The 21104-nt window shown below is 63.9% G+C and carries 21 protein-coding genes; 10 read left to right on the top strand and 11 right to left on the bottom strand.

All coding sequences use genetic code 11. The features are described from left to right. The first annotated feature begins 8 nt into the window (after positions 1–8). Complete coding sequence (folP, locus tag IEV75_RS05345) at positions 9–815, top strand: dihydropteroate synthase (protein WP_188451506.1); 807 nt, start codon at positions 9–11, stop codon at positions 813–815. Here folP and IEV75_RS05340 read toward each other — a convergent pair. The 8 genes from IEV75_RS05340 to IEV75_RS05305 form a co-directional block, all read right to left on the bottom strand. Next, on the bottom strand, positions 812–2842 hold the full coding sequence (locus IEV75_RS05340) for a DEAD/DEAH box helicase (protein WP_188451505.1): 2031 nt from the start codon (positions 2840–2842) through the stop codon (positions 812–814). The genes folP and IEV75_RS05340 overlap by 4 nt on opposite strands. Positions 2843–2990: 148 nt before the next feature. Then, positions 2991–3302, bottom strand: coding sequence for a CcdB family protein (locus tag IEV75_RS05335; protein WP_188451504.1), 312 nt, complete (start codon positions 3300–3302; stop codon positions 2991–2993). A 3-nt stretch (positions 3303–3305) separates the two neighbouring features. Beyond that, a complete protein-coding gene (locus tag IEV75_RS05330; protein ID WP_188451503.1) occupies positions 3306–3557 on the bottom strand; it encodes a type II toxin-antitoxin system CcdA family antitoxin in 252 nt (83 codons plus the stop codon). 70 nt (positions 3558–3627) lie between these two features. After that, positions 3628–4149: a GNAT family N-acetyltransferase gene (locus IEV75_RS05325; RefSeq protein WP_188451502.1), complete on the bottom strand. Its 522-nt coding sequence runs from the start codon at positions 4147–4149 to the stop codon at positions 3628–3630. A 5-nt stretch (positions 4150–4154) separates the two neighbouring features. Further along, positions 4155–5936 carry an ABC transporter ATP-binding protein gene (locus IEV75_RS05320; protein WP_188451535.1) on the bottom strand — a complete coding sequence of 594 codons (1782 nt, stop codon included), beginning with the start codon at positions 5934–5936 and terminating at the stop codon, positions 4155–4157. A gap of 363 nt (positions 5937–6299) precedes the next feature. Continuing rightward, positions 6300–6977 carry an FtsZ-binding protein FzlA gene (fzlA, locus tag IEV75_RS05315; protein ID WP_188451501.1) on the bottom strand — a complete coding sequence of 226 codons (678 nt, stop codon included), beginning with the start codon at positions 6975–6977 and terminating at the stop codon, positions 6300–6302. 45 nt (positions 6978–7022) lie between these two features. After that, on the bottom strand, positions 7023–8018 hold the full coding sequence (locus tag IEV75_RS05310) for a cation diffusion facilitator family transporter (protein WP_233351757.1): 996 nt from the start codon (positions 8016–8018) through the stop codon (positions 7023–7025). 51 nt (positions 8019–8069) lie between these two features. Further along, positions 8070–8807, bottom strand: a complete 738-nt coding sequence (locus IEV75_RS05305) for a creatininase family protein (protein ID WP_188451500.1) — start codon at positions 8805–8807, stop codon at positions 8070–8072. Between the two features lie 180 nt (positions 8808–8987). On the opposite strand from IEV75_RS05305, the gene acs reads away from it, so the two are divergent. The 6 genes from acs to IEV75_RS05275 all read left to right on the top strand — a co-directional run bounded on the left by acs (position 8988) and on the right by IEV75_RS05275 (position 16188). Continuing rightward, on the top strand, positions 8988–10934 hold the full coding sequence (acs, locus tag IEV75_RS05300; RefSeq protein ID WP_188451499.1) for an acetate--CoA ligase: 1947 nt from the start codon (positions 8988–8990) through the stop codon (positions 10932–10934). Between the two features lie 102 nt (positions 10935–11036). Then, on the top strand, positions 11037–11507 hold the full coding sequence (locus IEV75_RS05295) for a low molecular weight protein-tyrosine-phosphatase (protein WP_188451498.1): 471 nt from the start codon (positions 11037–11039) through the stop codon (positions 11505–11507). A 160-nt stretch (positions 11508–11667) separates the two neighbouring features. Next, positions 11668–12756, top strand: coding sequence for a cell division protein ZapE (zapE, locus tag IEV75_RS05290; RefSeq protein WP_188451497.1), 1089 nt, complete (start codon positions 11668–11670; stop codon positions 12754–12756). A 120-nt stretch (positions 12757–12876) separates the two neighbouring features. Continuing rightward, positions 12877–13845: a malate dehydrogenase gene (gene mdh, locus IEV75_RS05285; RefSeq protein WP_188451496.1), complete on the top strand. Its 969-nt coding sequence runs from the start codon at positions 12877–12879 to the stop codon at positions 13843–13845. A gap of 175 nt (positions 13846–14020) precedes the next feature. Continuing rightward, positions 14021–15046, top strand: a complete 1026-nt coding sequence (locus IEV75_RS05280) for an aspartate-semialdehyde dehydrogenase (RefSeq protein ID WP_188451495.1) — start codon at positions 14021–14023, stop codon at positions 15044–15046. Next, positions 15046–16188, top strand: a complete 1143-nt coding sequence (locus IEV75_RS05275; protein WP_188451494.1) for an acyl-CoA dehydrogenase family protein — start codon at positions 15046–15048, stop codon at positions 16186–16188. Before IEV75_RS05280 ends, IEV75_RS05275 begins: the two co-directional genes overlap by 1 nt. A 156-nt stretch (positions 16189–16344) precedes the next feature. Here IEV75_RS05275 and IEV75_RS05270 read toward each other — a convergent pair whose 3' ends face one another. Continuing rightward, positions 16345–16614, bottom strand: a complete 270-nt coding sequence (locus IEV75_RS05270) for a BolA family protein (protein ID WP_188451493.1) — start codon at positions 16612–16614, stop codon at positions 16345–16347. Positions 16615–16667: 53 nt separating this feature from the next. Between IEV75_RS05270 and IEV75_RS05265 the strand changes: the two genes are divergently transcribed. Together IEV75_RS05265 and cobS are read left to right on the top strand one after the other, a co-directional pair. Further along, the gene (locus IEV75_RS05265; protein WP_188451492.1) at positions 16668–17294 is read left to right on the top strand and encodes a DnaJ domain-containing protein; all 627 of its coding nucleotides are present in this window, start codon (positions 16668–16670) and stop codon (positions 17292–17294) included. 92 nt (positions 17295–17386) lie between these two features. Continuing rightward, complete coding sequence (gene cobS, locus IEV75_RS05260) at positions 17387–18382, top strand: cobaltochelatase subunit CobS (RefSeq protein WP_188451491.1); 996 nt, start codon at positions 17387–17389, stop codon at positions 18380–18382. Positions 18383–18385: 3 nt separating this feature from the next. On the opposite strand, the gene IEV75_RS05255 is transcribed toward cobS, so the two are convergent. Next, a complete protein-coding gene (locus IEV75_RS05255; RefSeq protein WP_188451490.1) occupies positions 18386–18766 on the bottom strand; it encodes a type II toxin-antitoxin system VapC family toxin in 381 nt (126 codons plus the stop codon). Beyond that, complete coding sequence (locus IEV75_RS05250) at positions 18763–19029, bottom strand: type II toxin-antitoxin system Phd/YefM family antitoxin (RefSeq protein ID WP_188451489.1); 267 nt, start codon at positions 19027–19029, stop codon at positions 18763–18765. Before IEV75_RS05250 ends, IEV75_RS05255 begins: the two co-directional genes overlap by 4 nt. 136 nt (positions 19030–19165) lie before the next feature. On the opposite strand from IEV75_RS05250, the gene cobT reads away from it, so the two are divergent. Then, entirely contained in the window at positions 19166–21100 is a 1935-nt protein-coding gene (gene cobT, locus IEV75_RS05245) for a cobaltochelatase subunit CobT (protein WP_188451488.1), read from the top strand. Positions 21101–21104: the final 4 nt, after the last annotated feature.

Genomic DNA, 21104 nt, shown 5'->3' with positions numbered 1-21104 from the left:
ACCTCGCCATGACACAGCGCCCTCGCCCCCTCGTCATGGGCATCGTCAATGTGACGCCTGACAGCTTTTCCGATGGCGGACGCCACGCCAGCGCGCAAGCCGCCATCGCGCATGGCCACGCACTTGTAGAGGCCGGCGCTGACTGGCTGGACATAGGCGGGGAAAGCACACGGCCGGGCGCGGAGCCCGTCAGCGAAGCTGACGAGCTCGCCCGCGTGATCCCGGTTATCGAGGAACTCGCCCGTACAAATATGCCACTTTCCATCGATACGATGAAGCCGGGCGTGGCGCGGGCCGCCATTCAGGCGGGCGCGTCGATGTGGAATGATGTGACTGCGCTTGGGGGCCCCGGGGCGCTCGGCGTGGCGGCGCAGCTGGGCTGTCAGATCTGCCTCATGCACATGCAGGGTGAACCGCGCACCATGCAGGCAGATCCGCATTACGACGATGTGGCGGGCGAGGTTGAAGCCTTCCTGCTGGCGCGCGCTGCGGCGGCCATGAAGGCAGGCGTTTCACGTGAAAATATCTGGCTTGATCCCGGTATCGGCTTTGGCAAGACGCTTGTGCACAACCTCGCACTGATGGGGGCGTTGCCGCGCCTTGCAGGCCTCGGCTTCCCCATATTGTTCGGGGCCTCGCGAAAGCGCTTCATCGCCTCACTGGACAATGATGCGCCTGCAGACCAGCGCCTTGGCGGGTCGATTGCCGCCGCCCTGCATGCCGCGCAGGCAGGGGCGGCAATGATCCGGGTGCATGATGTGCGCGAAACGGCACAGGCATTGAAAGTCCGGGCTGCCATACAGGCGTCTGGCTAGCTCTCTTTTCGCGGCTTGCGTTTCACACGCTTCAGGGTCTGGTCGCCGCCAGACCTGTCCTCGGCCTTGTAGGGCTTTTTGCCGGCCTGCGGTTTGCCGTCCTTGCCGGGCTTGTCCTTCCTGAAAGGCTTGTCCCCCTTGAAGGGTTTATCGCCCTTATAGGATTTGCCGGCCTTATGCGGCCCCTTGTGCGCTCCATCCGCCGCTTTGCCCTCGCGCAGCGGCCTCACGTTCACACTCGGCGCGGGCGGCTTGTCCTCATAGAGCGCGTCCTCATCGCGGTCGGCCTTGCGGGCAAAGCGCTCGCGCTTGCCGGGGCGCGCATCACGCGGCGGGCGCTGGCGGGCCGGGGGCGCATCCGGATTGGCCGGCTGCAAGGGTGTATCGCCTGCGCGGCGGACCACTACGTTCTGGTCGCGCTCGCGCGGCGCCAGGAGCGCTTTTTCGAAGTGCTCGACCTGCGGACCGGTGATCTCGAACCGGGTCGCCACCTCGCCGATATCGATCGCGCCGATATCACGGCCCGTGACATCGCCCAGACGGCAGATCATCGGCACCAGCCAGCGCGGCTCGGCGCGCTGCCGGCGGCCCATATCCACCTCGAACCAGACACTGTCCTCAAACCCGGCGCGCGGGGTACGTTCACGCCGCTCCCGGCGTTCGAACGGTTCGCTGCGCTCCCTCGGCCCGCGCTCCTCGCGCCGAACCGGACCGGTATCCGCCCCCAGCTCTTCAGGTGCAGGCAGGCGGCGTTCGAGCTCAGCCAGGAAGCCCAGCGCGACGCGCTCAGCACCAAAACGCTCAATGATCTCGTGCGCCTCGGCCAGCCGGACCTCATCAATCTCGCCAATAAAAGCGGGGTGCTCGCCCAAGCGCTCGCGGTCTTTCGCCCGGACGGCATCGGCGTCCGGCGCCTCCGTCCATTGCGCATCAAGGCGCGCATCGCGAAGCAGGCGCGTCGCACGGCCACGCTGGTTGAACCCGGCAACCAGCACGCTGATACCTTTCGCGCCGGCGCGGCCAGTACGCCCGGAACGGTGGAGCAGGGTTTCGGCATTATTGGGAAGATCGGCATGGACGACGAGATCGAGACCGGGCAGGTCGATCCCGCGCGCGGCGACATCGGTCGCCACACAGACCGTGGCCCGGCCATCACGCAGCGATTGCAGCGCCTTGGTGCGTTCAGCCTGGCTGAGCTCACCCGACAGCGCCACCGAGGCAAAGCCGCGATTGGCAAGGCGCGCTGCGGTACGGTTTACCGCCTCGCGCGTACCGCAGAAGACCAGGGCGCGCGGCGCGCCATGATAGCGCAGCACGTTGATGACCGCATTTTCCCGGTCGCGCGGTGCCACCGCATGCACGACATAGGCAATGTCGGCATGCTGGCTGCCCTGGCTGATCGTGGAGATACGTACCGCATCGGACTGATAGGTCTGGGCGATGCGCGCGATCTCTTTCGAGACCGTGGCCGAGAACAGCAGGGTGCGGCGCTCTTCCGGCGCAGAGCCCAGAATGAATTCAAGGTCTTCGCGGAAACCGAAATCCAGCATCTCATCGGCTTCATCCAGCACGATGGCGCGAATGGAAGACAGATCCAGCGCGCCCCGCTCGATATGGTCTTTCAGCCGTCCCGGCGTGCCGACAATGATATGCGCGCCGCGCTCCATGGCCCGGCGTTCAGCCCGCGGGTCCATCCCGCCGACCGCAGAGGCAATGCGCGCGCCCGCATCGCCATAAAGCCAGCCCAGCTCACGTTGCACCTGCAGGGCGAGCTCGCGCGTGGGCGCAATCACCAGCGCCAGCGGGCTTTGCGAAAAGGGCAGCTTCTCGTTGTCGCCCAGAAGATCAGGCGCCATCGCAAGCCCAAAGGCCACCGTCTTGCCGGAGCCGGTCTGGGCCGAGACCAGCAAGTCCTGCCCGAAAGCATCATCTGCCAGTACCGCGCCCTGAACGTCAGTGAGCGTCTCATAGCCCTTGCGCGCCAGCGCTGCGCGCAGCGCGGGATGGATGGTGTCAGGCAGCGTCATGAAAAGGCCTCGCCAGGCGCGCGCTCAGAAACGGGTCTGGCGGCGCGCCACAAAATTTCCGGGGACGCGGATTGGCTCCGGCGCCCATACAGCGCGGCGCTATAGCAGCTTCCCCGTGATAAGGGAAATGATCTGGCTTTGGCTTCCGTCAGACGCCGAAGATCAGAAGATCAATCGCAGCGAGAATGGCTCCGCGTGATGTCTCTTCGATATTGGTTACGGCCGGTCCGAGGCTGCGGACGGGCAAAGCCGCCATGTCCGTCGTCACCAGTGTGTATGTAACGCCATCGACGTCGATGCCGGGTTTCAGGCGCGGGACGGCCTCCCTCGCGGACTGGGCGACAGGAACCAGCGGAATGACAACACAGCTGGCAAGGTCTGCCAGAAGACTGGACTGAACGACGACCACAAACGGCACGCCCGGTAGCGGCACGCGGTGAACATCGAACTGACGCGGCAATTCTCAGTCCTTCCCGGATAGGCCTGCCGCCCATTCCGGTGACAGCAGCGTGCCGGTCCGCTCAATACGCGCGTTGTGTGCCATCAGGGCGTCAGCATTCTCGCGTTTCCAGCGCTCCGCCTGAGTTTCCTGAATTGCGCGCTTCAACCCGTCCTCAGCAGCATGCGAGATATTGAGCCCGAGGGCGCGCGCCGCTTCGAGCACATGTGTCTCCACCGTCAGGTTGACGCGGGCTTTGTTTGCCGGACCAGCCATGACAAACCTCCAAGCTTCGATATGCGCATGATTATACACATGCGAGCAGGGCTTTGTCAGCTCTCAAGCGTTACAACCCCTCGAACACGGAATCAAAGCGTACCAGCCCGCTGACGCCTTCCATGGCCGGGCGGTCGAGCCGTGCGATCATGAACGCCTCCTCGGGCACGCCCTCATAAGGGCATCTTATGCCCAGCGGTCCGGCCGGCACGAAGCCGAAGCGCGGATAGTATGCCGGGTGGCCGATCAGCACGACATAAGGCGCGCCGCGTGCCTGCGCGCAGGAGAGCGCAGAGCGGCAGAGCGCCGAACCGACACCGCTGCGCTGACCGGCCGGGTCCACACTGACAGGGGCCAGCGCCAGCCCGTTGCTGACCACATGGCCTGCCTCGTCGACGATGGGCGCGGGCGAGAGCATGATATGCCCGGCAAGCCCGCTGCCGGGTATCTCGGCAACCAGCGATATCGCCTCCTCGCCATGCTTGTCGCGCAACAGATCAACCAGTCTTGCCTCGTCATCACGCTGGAAGGCGGCGCAGGTGAGGGCATGGACATCCGCCTGGTCCTGCTGGGTCTCAGGTCTGATCAGCATCGCCCCTACTCCGCCGCCGCCAGCGCCGCGAGGCGGGCATAGACGCCCTCGCCTTGCGCGCGCAGCTCGCCATGTGTGCCCTGCTCCACGATCCGGCCCTCGTGGAAGACCAGAATCCGGTCGGCGTCGCGAATGGTCGACAGCCGGTGGGCGATGACGATGGCGGTGCGCCCCGCCATGACATCTGCCATCGCCTCCTGCACCTCGCGCTCGGTCTCGTTGTCGAGGCTGGACGTGGCTTCATCGAAGATGAGGATCTGGGCATCGGCCAGCACCGCCCGGGCAATCGCGACGCGCTGACGCTCCCCGCCCGACAGCTTCACCCCGCGCTCTCCCACCAGGGTGTCATAACCCGCTGGCAGGCGCGTGATGAAGTCGTGCGCGCGGGCGCGCTTCGCTGCCTCGATTATATCGTCCATCGACGCATCCGGGCGCGCATAGGCGATATTCTCCGCAATCGAGCGGTGAAACAGGGCCGGATCCTGCGGCACGAGAGCTATGGAACGGCGCAAACTGCCTTGCGTCACCTCGCGCACATCCTGACCGTCAATGCGGATCGAACCCGCATCAACGTCATAGAGCCGCTGGACCAGCTTCACGAAAGTGGACTTGCCTGAGCCCGTCGGGCCGACCAGAGCCACTTTCTCGCCCGCGGGAATCTCCAGTGAGAAATCCTCGTAGAGCGGCCTGTTCTGCCCGGCATAGGTGAAGCGCACGCGGTCGAAAATGATGGCCCCGGGACCGGGCACGAAGTCCGGCGCACCGGGCGCATCGGCAATTTGCGTCTCCTGCCGCGCATAGGCGGCAATATCCTGGATCTCGTCGAGGCCCCGCTGGACATTCTGCACCTCTTCGCCGAAGCGGCGCATATAGCCCGCCATCAGCATGAAGGCGGTGATGGCGAACACCACCGCGCCGGGGCTGGCTTCGCCGCGTTGCCAAAGCCCGATCAGCAGGCCTGTCAGGCCCGTCTGAAGGGCGAGCACGGCGATGATCTGCACCAGCCAGGTGTTCACAAAGCGCAGCCAGGTCTTTTTCACCTCCCCACGCCAGCGCCAGGCCAGCGCGTGGAAGCGCTGGTCCTCGCGGTCCTCGGCGCCAAACCCCTTGACCGTGGCGATGCCGGACATCGCATCGGCCACCGCGCCGCCCAGCTCGGAATCCAGCCGGTTGGAGCGGATATTCTGCGGGCGCACATAGAGCGCCGACATCAGGACCGACGCCACGATGAACAGCGCGGTGACGCAAAGGGCGTAGAGCCCGACCAGCGGCCAGGTAAAAAGCATGTAGACACCCAGCCCCGCCATGACGAGGACAGACGGGATCAGCCCGAACCACAGCGTCGCCGTGATCGTGTCATAGGCCCACATACCGCGCGTGATCTTGCGCACCACCGAGCCGGCAAATGTGTTGGCATGCCAGTCGAGCGCAAAGCGCTGCACGCGCGCGAAAGACTCGGTCGTCATGTCGGCCATGTTGGCGCTTGAGAAGCGTATCTCGAAACGCACGGCAATCTGGCGCATAGCGTTGAAGGCAATGGCGAGCCCCAGAAACAGCGCAAATGCAGCCCAGTGCCGGCCATCGCCCGTACCCGTCATGGTGTCGATCAGCCGCCCGGCCGCCACCGGAATGAAGACATCGATGGTGGTCGCGATGAGGGTGAAGCCCACCAGCGCGGCAAAGAACCACGGGCGGCGCATCCACTGGCGCCAGAGAAAGGCCAGGACGGCGGTATTGGACAGCACGCGCGGCGCGCGCGCGTCATCATCGTCAAAATGTCCGGTCATGATCGTCTCGAATGCTGAAGCCCGCATGGCCCGGTGGCCGGGCGCGGACAAGGCAGGTCTGAAATGGAAGCGTGAAGTGCGGCAGGGGAGAAGCGTTACGCAGAACAGCAGCCTCTCGGCCGCCAGTCCCGGTGCCCCCTTTGTCCGCGCTACCGCGTGCGCGTGAGGGCGCTCCAGATTTCAGATCGCATGGTCGGACGAGACCTCCGGAAGGGCGGCGTATGCCGTCAGCGAGGCCAGCCTGTTACACCCGCAAGACAGCCGGGCCAAGCGCTGACACGCAAAACTGTGGCAATGTGGTTAACAGGTGTGGCGGTGAGGGCACACGGGCCGCATCCTCCTAGATGCTTGTTTCGCGCGCCCTCAGAAATCCAGATCGGCATACCAGCGCGCAGGCGGCAGGCCCGGCAGGCGGTCGTCAAGCAGCGAACGGAAAGCCGGGCGGCACTTGATGCGCTCATACCAGGCTTTCGCCGCCGGGAAGCTGTCCCAGGGCACATCGCCGAGATAATCCACGCACGACAGATGCGCCGCCGCGACCAGATCGGCCATGGAGTAGCGAGGGCCCGCCAGCCCGTCGCGGCGCTCCAGCAACATGCTCATATAGTCGAGATGGGCGCGTAGATAGTCGCGCCCCGCCCGTATCATGGCGGCATCGGGAGAGCCGAGATTCTGCATGCGCTTTTCCAGCTTCTCATGCAGCAGATAGGCGTTCACCTCGGCATCGAACTTGCGGTCGAACCAGCTCACCAGACGGCGTACCTCGGCACGCCCTGCCGGATCTGACGGCAGAAGCGGCGGCTCTGGCCGGGTCTCCTCGAGATGGGCGAGGATGGCATCGGCCTGCACAATGACCAGCGGCGTTTCGCCAGACCGATCTTCCAGAACCGGGGTGAGACCCGCCGGATTGAGATCGAAAAACGCATCTTCCGGCTCCCAGACACGCTGGAAGCGCAGCTCCACGGCACACTTCTTCTCCGCCAGCGCGAGGCGCGCCTGCCGGGACCAGGGATCAAGAGGCCAGTGGTGCAGAATGAACATCGAAGCAAACGCTAATGCGCTTCGCACGGCGGTTTAAGCGCGTATTCAGCGCGCCCCGCCATCATGCGGTTCGGGGTCGGCATCAAAAAAGCCGCGCCCGTGCGCCTCGCCATAGCCTTTCGGGTCGGAGTGGATCAGCAGGTCCGCCGCCGGATAGTGCCTGAGCACCCTCAGCTCGGCCGCCACCACCACATCGTGGGCCTCTTTCAGGGTCTGGAACGGCTCCAGATCCATATGCACCTGAATATGAATGAGCGGACCGGCTGCGCGCGTGCGCAGCTCGTGCACGCCCAGCACGCGCGGATCATCGGTCAGCAGCGCCTCGATATGGGCGCGCGTTTCGTCTGGCAGCTCCCGGTCGAGCAGCTGGTTCACGCTGTCGCGGCCCAGATTGAAGGCAGAGCGCGCCAGCAGCACGCCGACAAACAGGGCAAGCACCGGGTCAGCCCGCTCCAGCCCGGCGAAGACAGCCAGTGCAATCCCGCCCATCACGGCAAGGTTGGACAGCAGATCGGCTGAATAGTGCGCCCGGTCACCGGTGACCGCGATCGAGCCGGTACGCCTAATGACAAGCGTCTGCATGCGGATCAGGCCGAGCGTCAGCACCAGCGAAAGCACCATCACCGCCAGCGCCCATATCCCCGCCTCCACAGGCTGCGGATCGACAAGCCGGCGCCCGCCCTCCACGAAGAGAAAGATGGCCGAGGCTGCGACCAGAACCGCCTGCAGCAGGCTGGAAAAGGCTTCCGCCTTGCCATGGCCGAAGCGATGCTCGTTATCAGCCGGGCGGGCCGCATAGCGCACGGCGAGGAACGCCGTCACCGAGGCAGCAAGATCCAGCAGGGAATCGAAAAAGCTCGCCAGCAGGGCAATGGAACCCGATGCCATCCAGCCGGCCAGCTTGGCGCCAACCAGAACAAGCGCCACGCCGACCGAAAGCGCCGTCGCCATCGCGTTGATACGCTGGGACTGGGCCGGTTCCACGCGGCCCGGCCCGGCTTGCGGCGTCACTTCGGCAGGGTTCTGTACGGGCGCGTTCATGGCGCCGATATAGGCGCCAGGACGCGTCCTGTCACGCGGTCCGGGCGGGCATCAGCTTGCGAAATAGGCCTCAACCTCGCGGATCAGGGCTTTCTTCGCCACCTCCACAATGCGTTTGCCCTTTTCAGGCGTAGCCTGCGAGGGATCAGAGCCGATCCGGCCATCGGGGAAGTTCTTGCGGTAATCTGCCGCGTCGGTGAACCGCCCCTCGGGCGCGGTTTTGGGTGTCATCACCACATCTTTCACTGCCTGCGGGTAGGCATAGTAGGTGACGGCAACTTCGGACGCCGTGGCATGACTGCCATCGCCTTCAGGAAACAGCTCCTTGCAGACTTGCGCCACCTCGTCGAACATCCACCATGAGGTCTGTTTGAGCTTGTAGGGGCAGGCCTCGCCATCCAGCGACCAGGCCGCATAGCTTTCCACAAACGCCGCATCGATGGTGGTGATGTTTCCGCCATGGCCGTTCAGGAAGAAGATACGCTTGAAACCGTGCCGGTGCAGGCTGTCGATCCAGTCATTGAGCGCGGCAATCATCGTGGTGGGCCGCAGCGTGATCGTGCCGGTAAAGCCCAAGTGGTGCTGGGCAGAGCCGACCGAGAAGGTCGGGCCAACGAGAAAGCCCGCCTCGTCGCCCGCTTCTTTCGCGATCACTTCAGGACAGATCGCGTCGGTACCCAGAAGACCATTGGGCCCGTGCTGCTCGACAGAGCCAATCGGGATGACAATGCCCTTGGACTTTTTCAGATAGGCTTCGACTTCGGGCCAGCTGGCCTGGTTGAGCTGCATGCCGGTATGTCTCCCGCAAACGAGGGGTCAATATTCGCGAGGGAGATCAGCCGATCACAGCCCGTCTTGCAAGGGGCGGGGCGCACAAAAGCCATCAGATGGACTGCGCGCTTGCAGGGGGCAGACCCAATCGGCCAAGCTCCGCCCTGACCGTGCTTGCCGCTATCCAGAGGAAACGCCATGTCCGAAGAGATCATTCCGGTAGCCTCCAGCTTCTCCGCCTCGGACATGAGTGGCGAGCGTTACAGGGCCCGCTATGCGCGCTCTGTCCAGGAGCCTGAAGCCTTCTGGCGCGAGGAGCTGGGACGGCTGGACTGGATCAGGCGGCCGGAAAAAATCTCAGACGTCTCGTTCAACAGGCAAGATTTCCGCATTCGCTGGTTCGAGGACGGCATTCTCAATGTCTCGGTCAACTGCATTGACCGGCATCTGGAAACCCGCGCCAACAAGCCGGCCCTGATCTGGGAGGGTGATCACCCCGCCCATCACCATTCGATCACCTACCGCCAGCTCCACGATCATGTGTGCCGGTTTGCCAACGTGCTCAAAATGCTGGGTGTGAAGAAGGGCGACCGGGTCACGCTCTACATGCCCATGATCCCGCAGGCGGTTTTCGCGATGCTGGCCTGCACGCGCATCGGCGCGGTCCATTCAGTGGTGTTTGGCGGGTTTTCGCCCGAAGCCCTGTCAGGCCGGATCAATGACTGCCAGAGCGAGTTCGTCATCACCGCCGATCAGGGCGTGCGCGGCGGCAAGGCCATCCCCTTGAAAGACAATGTGGACGAAGCGCTCAAAAGCGCACCGGGCGTCAAGCGCGTACTGTGCGTGAAGCACACCGGCGCGAACGTGCACTGGGAGGAGGGGCGTGATTACTGGTATCACGACCTGTCCATCCAGGTGGATGCCCATTGCGAGCCGGAACCCATGGGCGCCGAGGATCCGATGTTCATCCTCTATACGTCCGGCTCCACCGGAAAGCCCAAGGGCGTACTCCACACCACAGGCGGCTATCTGCTCTGGGCCACGATGACCCACGCGCTTACCTTTGATGCCAGAGAGAGCGATATTTTCTGGTGCACCGCCGATATCGGCTGGGTGACGGGTCATTCCTATATCGTCTACGGACCGCTATCGAACGGCGCGACCAGCCTGATGTTTGAGGGCGTGCCGACCTGGCCGGATGCCTCACGCTTCTGGCAGGTGATTGAAAAACACAAAGTCTCGGTTTTCTACACTGCGCCGACCGCCATCCGCGCCCTGATGCGTCTCGGCGATGATCCGGTGACGAAACATGACCGCTCCTCGCTGCGCCTGCTCGGCACGGTGGGCGAACCCATAAATCCCGAAGCCTGGCGCTGGTATCACAAGACGGTGGGCGAAGGGCATTGTCCTATCGTTGATACATGGTGGCAGACCGAGACCGGCGGCCATCTCATCACGCCACTGCCTGGCGCCCACGATCTCAAGCCCGGCTCGGCAGGCTTTCCCATGTTCGGTGTTCAGCCCGCCCTGGTGGATAATGAGGGCAAGCGCCTGCCTGATAGCGGCGCGGCAGAGGGCAATCTGGTGCTTCTGGGCTCCTGGCCAGGCCAGATGCGTACCGTCTACGGCGATGACCAGCGCTTCTTCGACACCTATTTTTCCACCTATCCGGGCTATTACTTCACCGGCGACGGCGCGCGGCGTGACGAGGACGGATACTGGTGGATTACCGGCCGGGTTGATGATGTGCTGAATGTCTCCGGCCACCGGCTGGGAACGGCCGAGATCGAAAGCGCGCTGGTGCTCCACGCCGACGTGGCCGAGGCGGCGGTCGTTGGCTATCCGCACGATATCAAAGGTCAGGGCGTGTGGTGCTATGTGACGCTGAACGAAGGCGTTGCCGCCAGCGAGGCATTGGAAAAGGCCCTGAAAGATCAGGTGCGCAAGGAAATCGGCCCCGTCGCGAGCCCGGATGTGATCCAGTTTACGCCCGGCCTGCCCAAGACGCGTTCAGGCAAGATCATGCGGCGCATCCTGAGGAAGATCGCGGAGAATGAGCTGGGATCTCTGGGTGACACCTCCACCCTCGCTGATCCCGGCGTAGTGGAAGCCCTCATTGAGGGGCGGGCAAAGGCCGCTGGTTAGTCCCGCGCTAACCCAAAGAACGGCTTTGGCTGGCAGCCCCTGTCTGCCGCGATAGGCTGGCAGCCATCCATTCGCGTTCTCGAGGGGTTGAAAAGGAACGCCATGAACCGCAGGACCGTCTCCGTCCTCTTTGTCTGCACGGGCAATATATGCCGTTCGCCCATGGCGCAGGGCGTGGCCGAGATCATGGCCGCAAAGCTGAACAAGCCGATGATGTTTGATTCCGCCGGCACGGGCGACTGGCATGCGGGCGAAGCGCCCGATCCCCGTGCCGTTGAGGCCGCCGCAAGGCGCGGCTACGACATTGCCGATCAGCGCGCCCGCGCCCTGAGCGATGAGGATTTTGCCCGCTTCGACCACATTATCGGCATGGATGCGGGTCACAAGCGATGGCTCGTCACCGCCCGCGATGTCCGCCGGCTGGAAGACCGTCCGGTCTCCATGCTCATGGACTGGTCGGTGGGCCTTGCCGGGCGCGACGTGCCTGATCCCTATTATGGTGATGAGGCCGCCTTTGAACATGCGCTTGACCTGATCGAGAAGGGTGTGGACGGCCTCATCCGGCGCGTCTGAGGAACGGCGCAACATTGCCACCCTTGGCATCGCTGCCCGGCGCGCGCTAAACGAAATCCATGCGCACCATCCGCCGCCCGGCCCTTTTCATCCTGGCCACGGCCATCAGCTTCTCGCTGGCGGCCGCTGGCCTTGTCGCGCTTGTGCTGAAAGGCCCGGCGTGAAGCCGTCGCTGGCGCTGGAGCAGGGTATCGCGCAAGGGCGGCTGACCGATGATGCCGGCCAGCGCGCCATTGCCCGCCAGCTCGACCAGCTCGCTGCACGGATCGACACATGGAATGGCGGCAGGTCCGGCCTGTTCCGCAGGGCCCCGCTGCCGCCGAAGGGTCTCTATCTGTGGGGCGGGGTGGGCACGGGCAAATCGCTGCTGATGGACCTGTTCCACGACGCGGTGAAGCTGAAGGAAAAGCGCCGCGCACATTTTCACGCCTTCATGCAGGACGTGCATGCCCGCATCGCCCGCGAGCGGGAAACGAAGAAGGGTGAGCCCCTGATCGCCGTGGCGGACGCTATCGCCCGCGAGACCCGGCTTTTGTGTTTTGACGAACTGCAGGTCACCAACGTGGCCGATGCCATGATCCTTGGACGCCTGTTCGAACGCCTGTTCGAGAAAGGGGTGGTCGTCATCGCCACCTCCAACCGGCACCCGTCAGACCTCTACAAGGACGGGCTCAACCGCCCGCTATTTGAACCCTTCATCGCCATGATCGAGGATCGTCTGGTAGTAAAACGCCTCGATAGCGGGCGCGACTACCGGCTGGAGCGCCTTACCGCTGCGCCCGTCTATTACACCCCGCTGGGAGACGAGGCCGACGACGCCATGGACGCTGCCTTTGACCGGCTGACCCTCGGCGCGCGCCCGCAGAGCTGCACCCTGACGATCCAGGGGCGCAGACTGGAGGTGAAGCGCGAGGCCGCAGGCGTTGCACGGCTGACCTTTACCGAGCTTTGCGACCGCCCGCTTGGCGCGGCCGACTATCTGACGCTGGCCGACACCTTCCACACCATCCTGATCGACAATGTGCCGGTGCTGTCACCGGCCCGGCGCAATGAGGCGGCCCGGTTCGTCACCCTGATCGATGCGCTCTACGATACACGCGCCAAGCTGGTAATGAGCGCTGAAGCTCCGCCGAAACAGCTTTACCCGGCAGGTGACGGCGCGTTCGAGTTCGAGCGCACGGCCTCGCGCCTGATGGAGATGCAGAGCGCGGAATATCTGGCGGCAGAACGGCGCAGCCCGGCTGGCTGAGCTGCCTTGCGGCGCGGGGACATTGCGGAAATCCTCATGCGGCGCTAGACACGCGGCCATCGGATTTTGCGCCGCAGCACTCACCCGTAACGGCGCTCCCATTCAGACGAGGAGAGGCTCATGGCCCGCAAGAAGATTGCCCTTATCGGCGCCGGCATGATCGGCGGCACGCTTGCCCATATCGCCGCGCGCGAGGAACTGGGCGATGTCGTCCTGATGGACCTTGCCGAAGGCACAGCCAAGGGCAAGGCGCTCGATATCGCTGAAGCCAGCCCCGTGTTCGGCAAGGACAGTCATCTCTCTGGCGGTTCGGTGGAAGATTATTCCCCGATCGCAGACGCCGATGTCTGCATCGTCACCGCCGGTGTGCCGCGCAAGCCCGGCATGAGCCGCGATGACCTTCTGGGCATCAATTTGAAAGTGATGAAGGCCGTCGGTGAGGGCATCAAGAAATATGCCCCGAACGCTTTCGTGATCTGCATCACCAATCCGCTGGACGCCATGGTCTGGGCGTTGCGCGAATTTTCCGGCCTGCCCCACAACATGGTGGTCGGCATGGCGGGCGTACTGGATTCGGCCCGCTTCCGCTGGTTCCTGGCTGAAGAGTTCAAGGTGTCGGTGGAAGACGTCACCGCCTTCGTGATGGGCGGGCATGGCGACACCATGGTGCCGCTGACGCGCTATTCTACCGTGGCTGGCATCCCGGTGCCCGACATGATTGCGATGGGCTGGACCACGCAAGAGAAGATCGACGCCATCGTGGACCGCACCCGCTCGGGCGGCGGTGAGATCGTCCAGCTTCTGGGCAATGGCTCGGCCTTCTATGCGCCCGCCGAAAGCGCGATTGCCATGGCCAAGTCCTATCTCAACGACAAGAAGCGCGTACTGCCCTGCGCGGTGCACCTGACCGGCCAGTTCGGCGTGAGCGACATGTATGTCGGCGTGCCGGTGGTGATTGGCGCTGGCGGCGCGGAAAAAGTCGTCGAGATCAGCCTTAATGCCGACGAACAGAAAATGTTCGATCACTCGGTCGATGCCGTGAAGGGCCTGGTGAAGGCCTGCAAGGAGATCGATCCGAGCCTGGCGTAGCCACACCTGTCATCCTCCGGCCGCGTAGCGGTCCGGGGGATCCATGCCTGCAAAGAGCATTGATGCCCTCGCGCTTCGAGCGCCACCGCGTTCCGAAAGGATGAGGGCAACGCACATACCCTCATCCCTCGGCCACGTGGTGCTCGAAGGACGAGGGAAAAGCAAGGACCACCCCATGGCACTCAATATCGCAGTCGTTGGCGCAACCGGCGCGGTGGGCAAGGAAATGCTCACCATTCTGGCCGAGCGCCTGTTCCCGGCTGGCGAGGTTCACGCCCTCGCCTCGCGCCGCTCGGTCGGCACCGAGCTGAGCTATGGCGACAAGACCCTCAAATGCAAGGATCTGGAGACGTTCGACTTTTCGAAGGTCGATCTCGTCCTGATGAGCGCAGGCGGGGATGTGTCGAAAGAGTGGTCCCCGAAAATCGCCAAGGCAGGCGCAATTGTGATCGACAATTCGTCGGCCTGGCGGATGGACCCTGACGTGCCCCTCATCGTGCCGGAGGTGAACGCCGATGCGCTCGATGGCGGCATAAAGAAGGGCATTATCGCCAACCCGAACTGCTCCACCATCCAGACGGTTGTGGCCCTGAAGCCCCTGCACGATGTGGCCGTGATAAAGCGCGTATCGGTCGCCACCTACCAGTCCACCTCCGGGGCCGGCAGTGAAGGCATGGACGAGCTGTGGCGCCAGACCCGCGCCATCTATGTGAACGATCCCATTGAGCCGCAGGCCTTTTCCAAGCAGATCGCCTTCAACGTGATCCCGAAGATCGACGTTTTCATGGAGGATGGCTCGACCAAGGAAGAGTGGAAGATGGTGGTCGAGACCAAGAAAATCCTCGACCCGAAGATAAAACTCTTTGCCACCTGCGCCCGCGTGCCCGTCTTTGTCGGCCACTGCGTGGCCGCCCATATCGAGTTTGAAAACGGGATCAGCGCGAAGAAGGCCCGCACCATATTGCGCGAAGCGCCCGGCATCATGCTGATCGACCGTGCCGACGAGGAAGAGCCCGCCTATGTGACGCCCGTCGAATGCGTCGGCGAGTTTGCCACCTTCGTCTCCCGCGTCCGCGAAGACCCGACGGTCGAAAACGGCCTCGCCCTGTGGATCGTCTCGGACAATTTGCGCAAAGGTGCCGCCCTCAACGCTGTCCAGATCGCCGAACTGCTGCTGAACAAGGGTATCGTGAAAGCCTGATGCAGAACCCGTTCGATACAGCCGAACGCAAGGCTTTCCGGGAATCTGTGGAAGCCTTCGTGGCGCGCGAGATCGCCCCCTTTGCCAATGAGTGGGACGAGGCGGGTGATTTCCCCTGGGAGCTGCACAGACAAGCCGGCGCGCTGGGCCTGTTCGGCTTCGGCATTGACGAGGCCTATGGCGGGCTCGGCTTTGACGACGCCTTCATGCGCATGGATAGCGGCGTAACGCTGGCCTATACCGGCGCTGGCGGAGTCAATGCCTCACTCGGCTGCCGCAATATCATGACCGGGCCCATCGCGAAGCTGGCGTCTGAAGAGATCAGGCGCGCCGTGCTTCCCGAAATCATTTCCGGGCGTGAAGGCGGCGCACTCGCCATGACCGAGCCGTCGGGCGGCTCTGACCTGTCGCGGATGAAAACCCGCGCGGTGCGCGATGGCCAAGGCTGGCGCATTTCAGGCGAGAAGACCTTCATTACCGGCGGCATGAAGGCACGCTGGTATGTGGTCGGCGCGCGCACAGGGAGCGAGGGCTTTGGCGGCATCTCGCTCTTTCTGGTCGAGGCCGGGTCACAAGGCTTCAACCGCACGCCGATAAAGAACAAGATGGGCTGGTGGGCGTCTGACACGGCGACGCTCCATTTCGATGATTGCTACGTGCCAGCAGGCAATCAGCTGGGTGAGGAGGGCCTGTGCCTCCTTGCCATCATGGAAAACTTCAATTTCGAGCGCCTTGCGCTGGCGTCCGGGTGCCTTGGCATGGCGAAGCGCTGCCTTGATGATGCGATTGGCTGGGCCAAGGAACGCGAGACCTTCGGCAAGCCGCTCATCAGACATCAGGTCATCCGCCACAAGATCGCGGATATGAGCATGCGCATAGACGCGCTGGAGGCTTACTTGCGCGCCATCGCCTGGACGATGAATGAGGGCGAAATGCCCGCCGCTGAGCTTGCCAAGGTCAAGGTGCTGGGCTCCACCACGGCGGAGTTCTGCGCCAGCGAGGCCATGCAGATACTCGGCGGGGCGGGCTATTTGCGCGGGCAGGCGATCGAGCGCATCTATCGCGAGGTAAAGGTGATGGCGATTGGCGGCGGCTCTGAAGAAATCATGCGCGATCTGGCGGTGAAGCAGATGGGGCTATAGCGGGGCTTCCCCCGTCATTCCTGTTGTTCTCGTCGTTCCCGCGCAGGCGGGAACCCAAGGCCACTTGTCCCTTGGGATCCAATTCTGCGTTTTCCCGGCGCAAGCCGGGATCCGGAAAGACTGGGCACCGGCTTTCGCCGGTGAAACGCGGTGAGGTTACTCCCCCGGCGCTCTCGCCCGGATCACCAGCGCATGCACCGGCCCGGCAAGCTCTTCGCTTAGCGCCTGATTGACAAGCCGGTGGCGGGCAATACGGCTTTTGCCGGCAAAGGCCTCAGACACGATATCAACGGTGAAATGGCTTTCCCCGCCGGGTCTTGCCCCGGCATGACCTGCGTGGGATGCGCTGTCATCAATGATTTCGAGCTGGGCCGGAGCGAGCGCCGCTTTCAGCTTGTCCTCGATCCGCCGTCTGGTTTCTGTCATTTCACCTGTATCCTTCATTGCCCGATAACCCGCACCGCACCATACTTCTATGCATGGATTCCGGCTTCAAATACCGCCCGCGCTTCAAGGATATCCGCATCCGTCCGCCCGGCGGCAAGCCGGCCGAGGACGTGACCTTGTGCGAATATCCGCGCTGCAACGAACACGCGACCGCCAAGGCGCCCAAATCGCGCGAGCGGCTGAACGAGCACTATCATTTCTGCCAGAAGCACGCCGCCGAGTACAACAAGAGCTGGAATTTCTTCGAAGGCATGAGCGAAGGCACGGCCCAGGCCTATGCCCGCAGTGCGGCTTGGGGTCACCGGCCGACCTGGAATTTCCGCGCAGGCGGGACTGCCAGGGCCAAGGCCGAGCGTGCCAGCACCGACTGGCAATCCGCCTTCGTCGACCCGTTTTCCCTGTTCGGCGAACGCCCGCCCCCGCGCCATGCGGACGGCACCGCTGCCCCCAAAGGGCCTCAGCTCGGCCGGCTCCAGCAAAAGGCGCTTGATGCGCTGGGGCTGGAGGCCGATGCAGCCAAGGGCGATATCCGCAAGCGCTATGCCGAACTGGTGCGCGCCTATCACCCCGATGCCAATGGCGGTGACCGCTCGCGTGAGGAAGCCCTGCAGCGCGTGGTGGCCAGCTACCAGATCCTCAAAAGCGCCGGGATGGCGTGAGGCCTTGCACAGCGCCCCGCCGCTGGCCAATGCTGCGCATGCGCGCTAGTTAGCAGGGAAGACGCCTGTTTGCTGACAAAGACCGGACCGACATGACCGACACGCTCATTGCCGCCAAGCCCGATACCACTGCCGACTGCAAAGCCCTGTTCGGCTTTGATCCCGGTTTTGCCGTGCCTGCATTTTCCACGCGCGACGAGCACGTGCCCGCGATTGACGAGACCTATGTGTTCGATCCGGCGACCACGCGCGCCATCCTGGCCGGCTTTGCCTTCAACCGCCGCGTCATGGTCCAAGGCTATCACGGCACGGGCAAATCCACCCATATCGAGCAGGTGGCCGCTCGCCTGAACTGGCCGATGATCCGGGTCAATCTGGACAGCCATGTCAGCCGGATCGACATGGTCGGCAAGGACGCGATCGTGCTGCGCGGCGGCCAGCAGGTGACCGAGTTCCAGGAAGGCATTCTTCCCTGGGCCGTGCAGCGCCCCGTCGCCCTTCTGTTTGACGAGTACGATGCCGGCCGCCCCGATGTGATGTTCGTCATCCAGCGCGTGCTGGAGGCCTCCGGCTCGCTCACCCTGCTGGACCAGACGCGCGTCATCCGCCCGCACCCGCATTTCCGCCTCTTTGCCACCACCAACACGGTGGGGCTGGGCGACACGACCGGGCTTTATCACGGCACCCAGCAGATCAATCAGGGCCAGATGGACCGCTGGTCGCTGGTGGTGACGCTGAATTATCTCCCTTCGGAGACCGAGCGGGCCATCGTCGAAGCCAAGCTTGGCGAATATGGCAAGAGCGAAGAGGGCAAGGCCCGGATCGCGGACATGGTGAAAGTGGCTGACCTCACCCGTGAAGCCTTCATCAATGGCGATCTTTCCACTGTGATGAGCCCGCGCACCGTGCTCACCTGGGCCGAGAACACCGCCATTTTCGGCGATGTCGGCACCGCCTTCCGCCTGACCTTCATCAACAAGTGTGACGAGCTGGAGCGCCCCATCGTGGCCGAATTCTACCAGCGCGTGTTTGGCGAAACCCTCGCCGAAAGCCCGGTGAAGGGAACCAGCCCCGGACGGGCGGCCTGAGGTCTACCAGATGCGCTTCACGCCATAGGCGTCAAACGCACGGTCAGAGCTGACAACGGGCATGTCGCCATTGCGGGCCTGCGCCGCGAGAAGCCGGTCGAATGGATCGCGATGGTGCAGGGGCATCAGCCCGGCGACAATAAGGTCCTCCATGTCGATACCGATAAGCTCGAAACCGTCTGCAAGGCCATCTGAGCGGATCCGCTTCAGTATGCTCGCCATTACGGGCGGGCTTTTGGCACCTACCTTGATCGCGATTTCCCACACCGTGGCGAGGCTGACTACCGGATCACCGGTATCGATAGCCGCGCGTGCTGCAGAGGAAAGACTGGAATCCTCGGTGACATACCAGACATAGCTGTGCGTATCGCAGAGCAGCCTCAAGCTTTCACGTCCTCTTCACTGCCATACCAGTCCGCTAGCTCCTCTTCCGTCATGGGGGCGACGAGCAGTGCATTCTCCTCCGCACTCAGGCGCAGATCGGCCCACTGGCCGGGCTTGCGCTTCGGCTTGGTGACAGGTTTTTCCGCGATCAGGCGCGCCACCGGCTCCTTGCCGCGGCGAATGACAATCTCGCCTCCTGCCTCGATCTCGCGGATCAGGCGCGATAGCTGGGTCTTGGCTTCATGTATCGTGACATATTTCATGGCGGCGGCCTTCACTTGGCTAACCAGACTTAGCCAACTTAGCTAAGTCTGTCGGAAATGTCCAGAAAATCGCGCTGGCAGGCTTTGCACACATACCCCCTTCGCCTCGCGGCGCAGCCCCTCTAGTTTAGAGGCCATGACCTCTTCCTCCGATACACCATCTGAAACCTTCAAGCGCGCGCTCACCGCCGCAACGCGGGCCATGGCGCGCGACCGGGAGCTGGAGGTGGCGTTCTCGGGCGATACGGCGGCGCTGAACGGTAACAAGGCAATCCTGCCCGCCCTGTCGCCAGAACCAGGTGCCCTGGAGGCCGCCCGCCTGCGCGGCAAGGCCGATGCGCTGGCATTGAAGCGCGCCTTGCATGACATTGATGCCCATGCGCAAGCCCTGCCGCCCGGCAGCGAGGCGCGCCGCATATTCGATGCGGTGGAGCAGGCACGCTGCGAGGCCCTGGGCGCACGCGCCATGAAGGGCGTGGGCGAAAACATCAATGCCATGCTGGAGGAACGCTACCAGCGCTCCGGTTTCCAGCAGGCCGAGGATCGCCAGAACGCCCCCTTGTCCGAAGCGCTGGCCATGCTGGTGCGCGAGCGCATAACCGGCGCCGCTACGTCCGACGCCGCCAAGGGCGTGATGAAGGTCTGGCGCGAGGATATTGAAGCCGCCGCCGGAGAGGCGCTGGACCAGCTGGCCGAAGCTGCACAGGACCAGCGCGCCTTTGCAAAAGCCCTGCGCGAGGTGATCCGCGATCTGGATCTCGCTGACGAGCTGGGTGACGAGGCGGAAGAGGACCAGAACGAGGAGACGGAGGATTCCGGTCTCGAAAACCCGCCCGAAGACGGCGATAGCGACGATGATGAGGGCAGCGAGGGCGAAGACAGCCAGGAGCGCTCCGACGCGTCCGGCACGGCCGCTGACGAGGAAGACATTTCCTTTGCAGAGGACAGCCAGACCCGCATTGATGCCGAGGACGAGCCCGGCGACACCATGGAGGCCGCCCGGCCGAACTGGGTGCCGCCACGCGGCGATGATCCCAATGCCTACAAGGTGTTCACCACCCGCCATGACGAGGTGATCGGTGCCGACACGCTGTGCGAGGGCGAGGAGCTGGCCCGCCTGCGGCGCACGCTCGACCAGCACCTCAAAGGGCTTGAAGGCGCGGTCGGGCGCCTCGCCAACCGGCTGCAGCGCAAGCTCATGGCCCAGCAGAGCCGGTCATGGGCCTTCGACCAGGAAGAGGGGATACTCGATCCCGCCCGCCTGCCGCGCGTCATCATGGACCCGATGTTGCCGCTCTCCTTCAAGCAGGAGACCGATACCGAGTTCCGCGACACCATCGTGACGCTTCTCATCGACAATTCCGGCTCCATGCGCGGGCGGCCGATCCTCGTGGCGGCGGCCTGCGCCGACATTCTGGCCCGTACGCTGGAGCGCTGCGGGGTGAAGACCGAGATTCTGGGCTTTACCACCCGCGCATGGAAGGGCGGACGCTCCAAGGAAGACTGGCTGGCCGCCGGCAAGCCGCCAAATCCGGGGCGCCTGAATGATCTGCGTCATATCATCTACAAGGGGGCGGATGCGCCCTGGCGGCGCACGCGCAACAATCTGGGACTGATGCTGCGCGATGGCCTCCTGAAAGAGAATATCGACGGCGAGGCGTTGCAATGGGCGTGGAAGCGCCTTCTGGCGCGGCCCGAACAGCGCCGCATATTGATGGTCATCTCAGATGGCGCACCGGTCGATGACGGTACCCAGTCGGCCAATTCACCCGCCTATCTGGAAAAACATCTGCGCGAGATGATCCGCCATATCGAGACGCGTTCCGAGGTGGAACTCCTCGCCATCGGCATCGGCCACGACGTGACCCGCTATTACAAGCGCGCTGTCACCATTGTCGATGTGGAGCAGCTCGCCGGGGCGATGACCGATCAGCTCGCCAGCCTGTTTGACGAGAAGCCGCGCGGCCGCGCCAAGGGCGAGCCGCGCCAGCAACAGCCCAAGCCTTCAGGCGATGGCCTGTCTGCACTGAAGCGCGCCGTCAGCGCGGATACGGGGCGTGGTGTGCGTTAGGCCC

The sequence above is a fragment of the Glycocaulis albus genome, from assembly GCF_014639075.1.
Classification (GTDB): domain Bacteria; phylum Pseudomonadota; class Alphaproteobacteria; order Caulobacterales; family Maricaulaceae; genus Glycocaulis; species Glycocaulis albus.
The sequence above is the reverse complement of the archived record's forward strand: the minus strand, read 5'-3'. Positions and strand labels throughout refer to the sequence as shown.

Bases quoted from the DNA above. Each gene is read 5' to 3' on its own strand.
- folP (WP_188451506.1), top strand. From the start codon at position 9: ATGACACAGCGCCCTCGCCCCCTCGTCATGGGCATCGTCAATGTGACG.
- IEV75_RS05340 (WP_188451505.1), bottom strand. From the start codon at position 2,842: ATGACGCTGCCTGACACCATCCATCCCGCGCTGCGCGCAGCGCTGGCG.
- IEV75_RS05330 (WP_188451503.1), bottom strand. From the start codon at position 3,557: ATGGCTGGTCCGGCAAACAAAGCCCGCGTCAACCTGACGGTGGAGACA.
- IEV75_RS05325 (WP_188451502.1), bottom strand. From the start codon at position 4,149: ATGCTGATCAGACCTGAGACCCAGCAGGACCAGGCGGATGTCCATGCC.
- IEV75_RS05320 (WP_188451535.1), bottom strand. From the start codon at position 5,936: ATGACCGGACATTTTGACGATGATGACGCGCGCGCGCCGCGCGTGCTG.
- fzlA (WP_188451501.1), bottom strand. From the start codon at position 6,977: ATGTTCATTCTGCACCACTGGCCTCTTGATCCCTGGTCCCGGCAGGCG.
- IEV75_RS05310 (WP_233351757.1), bottom strand. From the start codon at position 8,018: ATGAACGCGCCCGTACAGAACCCTGCCGAAGTGACGCCGCAAGCCGGG.
- IEV75_RS05305 (WP_188451500.1), bottom strand. From the start codon at position 8,807: ATGCAGCTCAACCAGGCCAGCTGGCCCGAAGTCGAAGCCTATCTGAAA.
- acs (WP_188451499.1), top strand. From the start codon at position 8,988: ATGTCCGAAGAGATCATTCCGGTAGCCTCCAGCTTCTCCGCCTCGGAC.
- IEV75_RS05295 (WP_188451498.1), top strand. From the start codon at position 11,037: ATGAACCGCAGGACCGTCTCCGTCCTCTTTGTCTGCACGGGCAATATA.
- mdh (WP_188451496.1), top strand. From the start codon at position 12,877: ATGGCCCGCAAGAAGATTGCCCTTATCGGCGCCGGCATGATCGGCGGC.
- IEV75_RS05280 (WP_188451495.1), top strand. From the start codon at position 14,021: ATGGCACTCAATATCGCAGTCGTTGGCGCAACCGGCGCGGTGGGCAAG.
- IEV75_RS05275 (WP_188451494.1), top strand. From the start codon at position 15,046: ATGCAGAACCCGTTCGATACAGCCGAACGCAAGGCTTTCCGGGAATCT.
- IEV75_RS05270 (WP_188451493.1), bottom strand. From the start codon at position 16,614: ATGACAGAAACCAGACGGCGGATCGAGGACAAGCTGAAAGCGGCGCTC.
- IEV75_RS05265 (WP_188451492.1), top strand. From the start codon at position 16,668: ATGGATTCCGGCTTCAAATACCGCCCGCGCTTCAAGGATATCCGCATC.
- cobS (WP_188451491.1), top strand. From the start codon at position 17,387: ATGACCGACACGCTCATTGCCGCCAAGCCCGATACCACTGCCGACTGC.
- IEV75_RS05250 (WP_188451489.1), bottom strand. From the start codon at position 19,029: ATGAAATATGTCACGATACATGAAGCCAAGACCCAGCTATCGCGCCTG.
- cobT (WP_188451488.1), top strand. From the start codon at position 19,166: ATGACCTCTTCCTCCGATACACCATCTGAAACCTTCAAGCGCGCGCTC.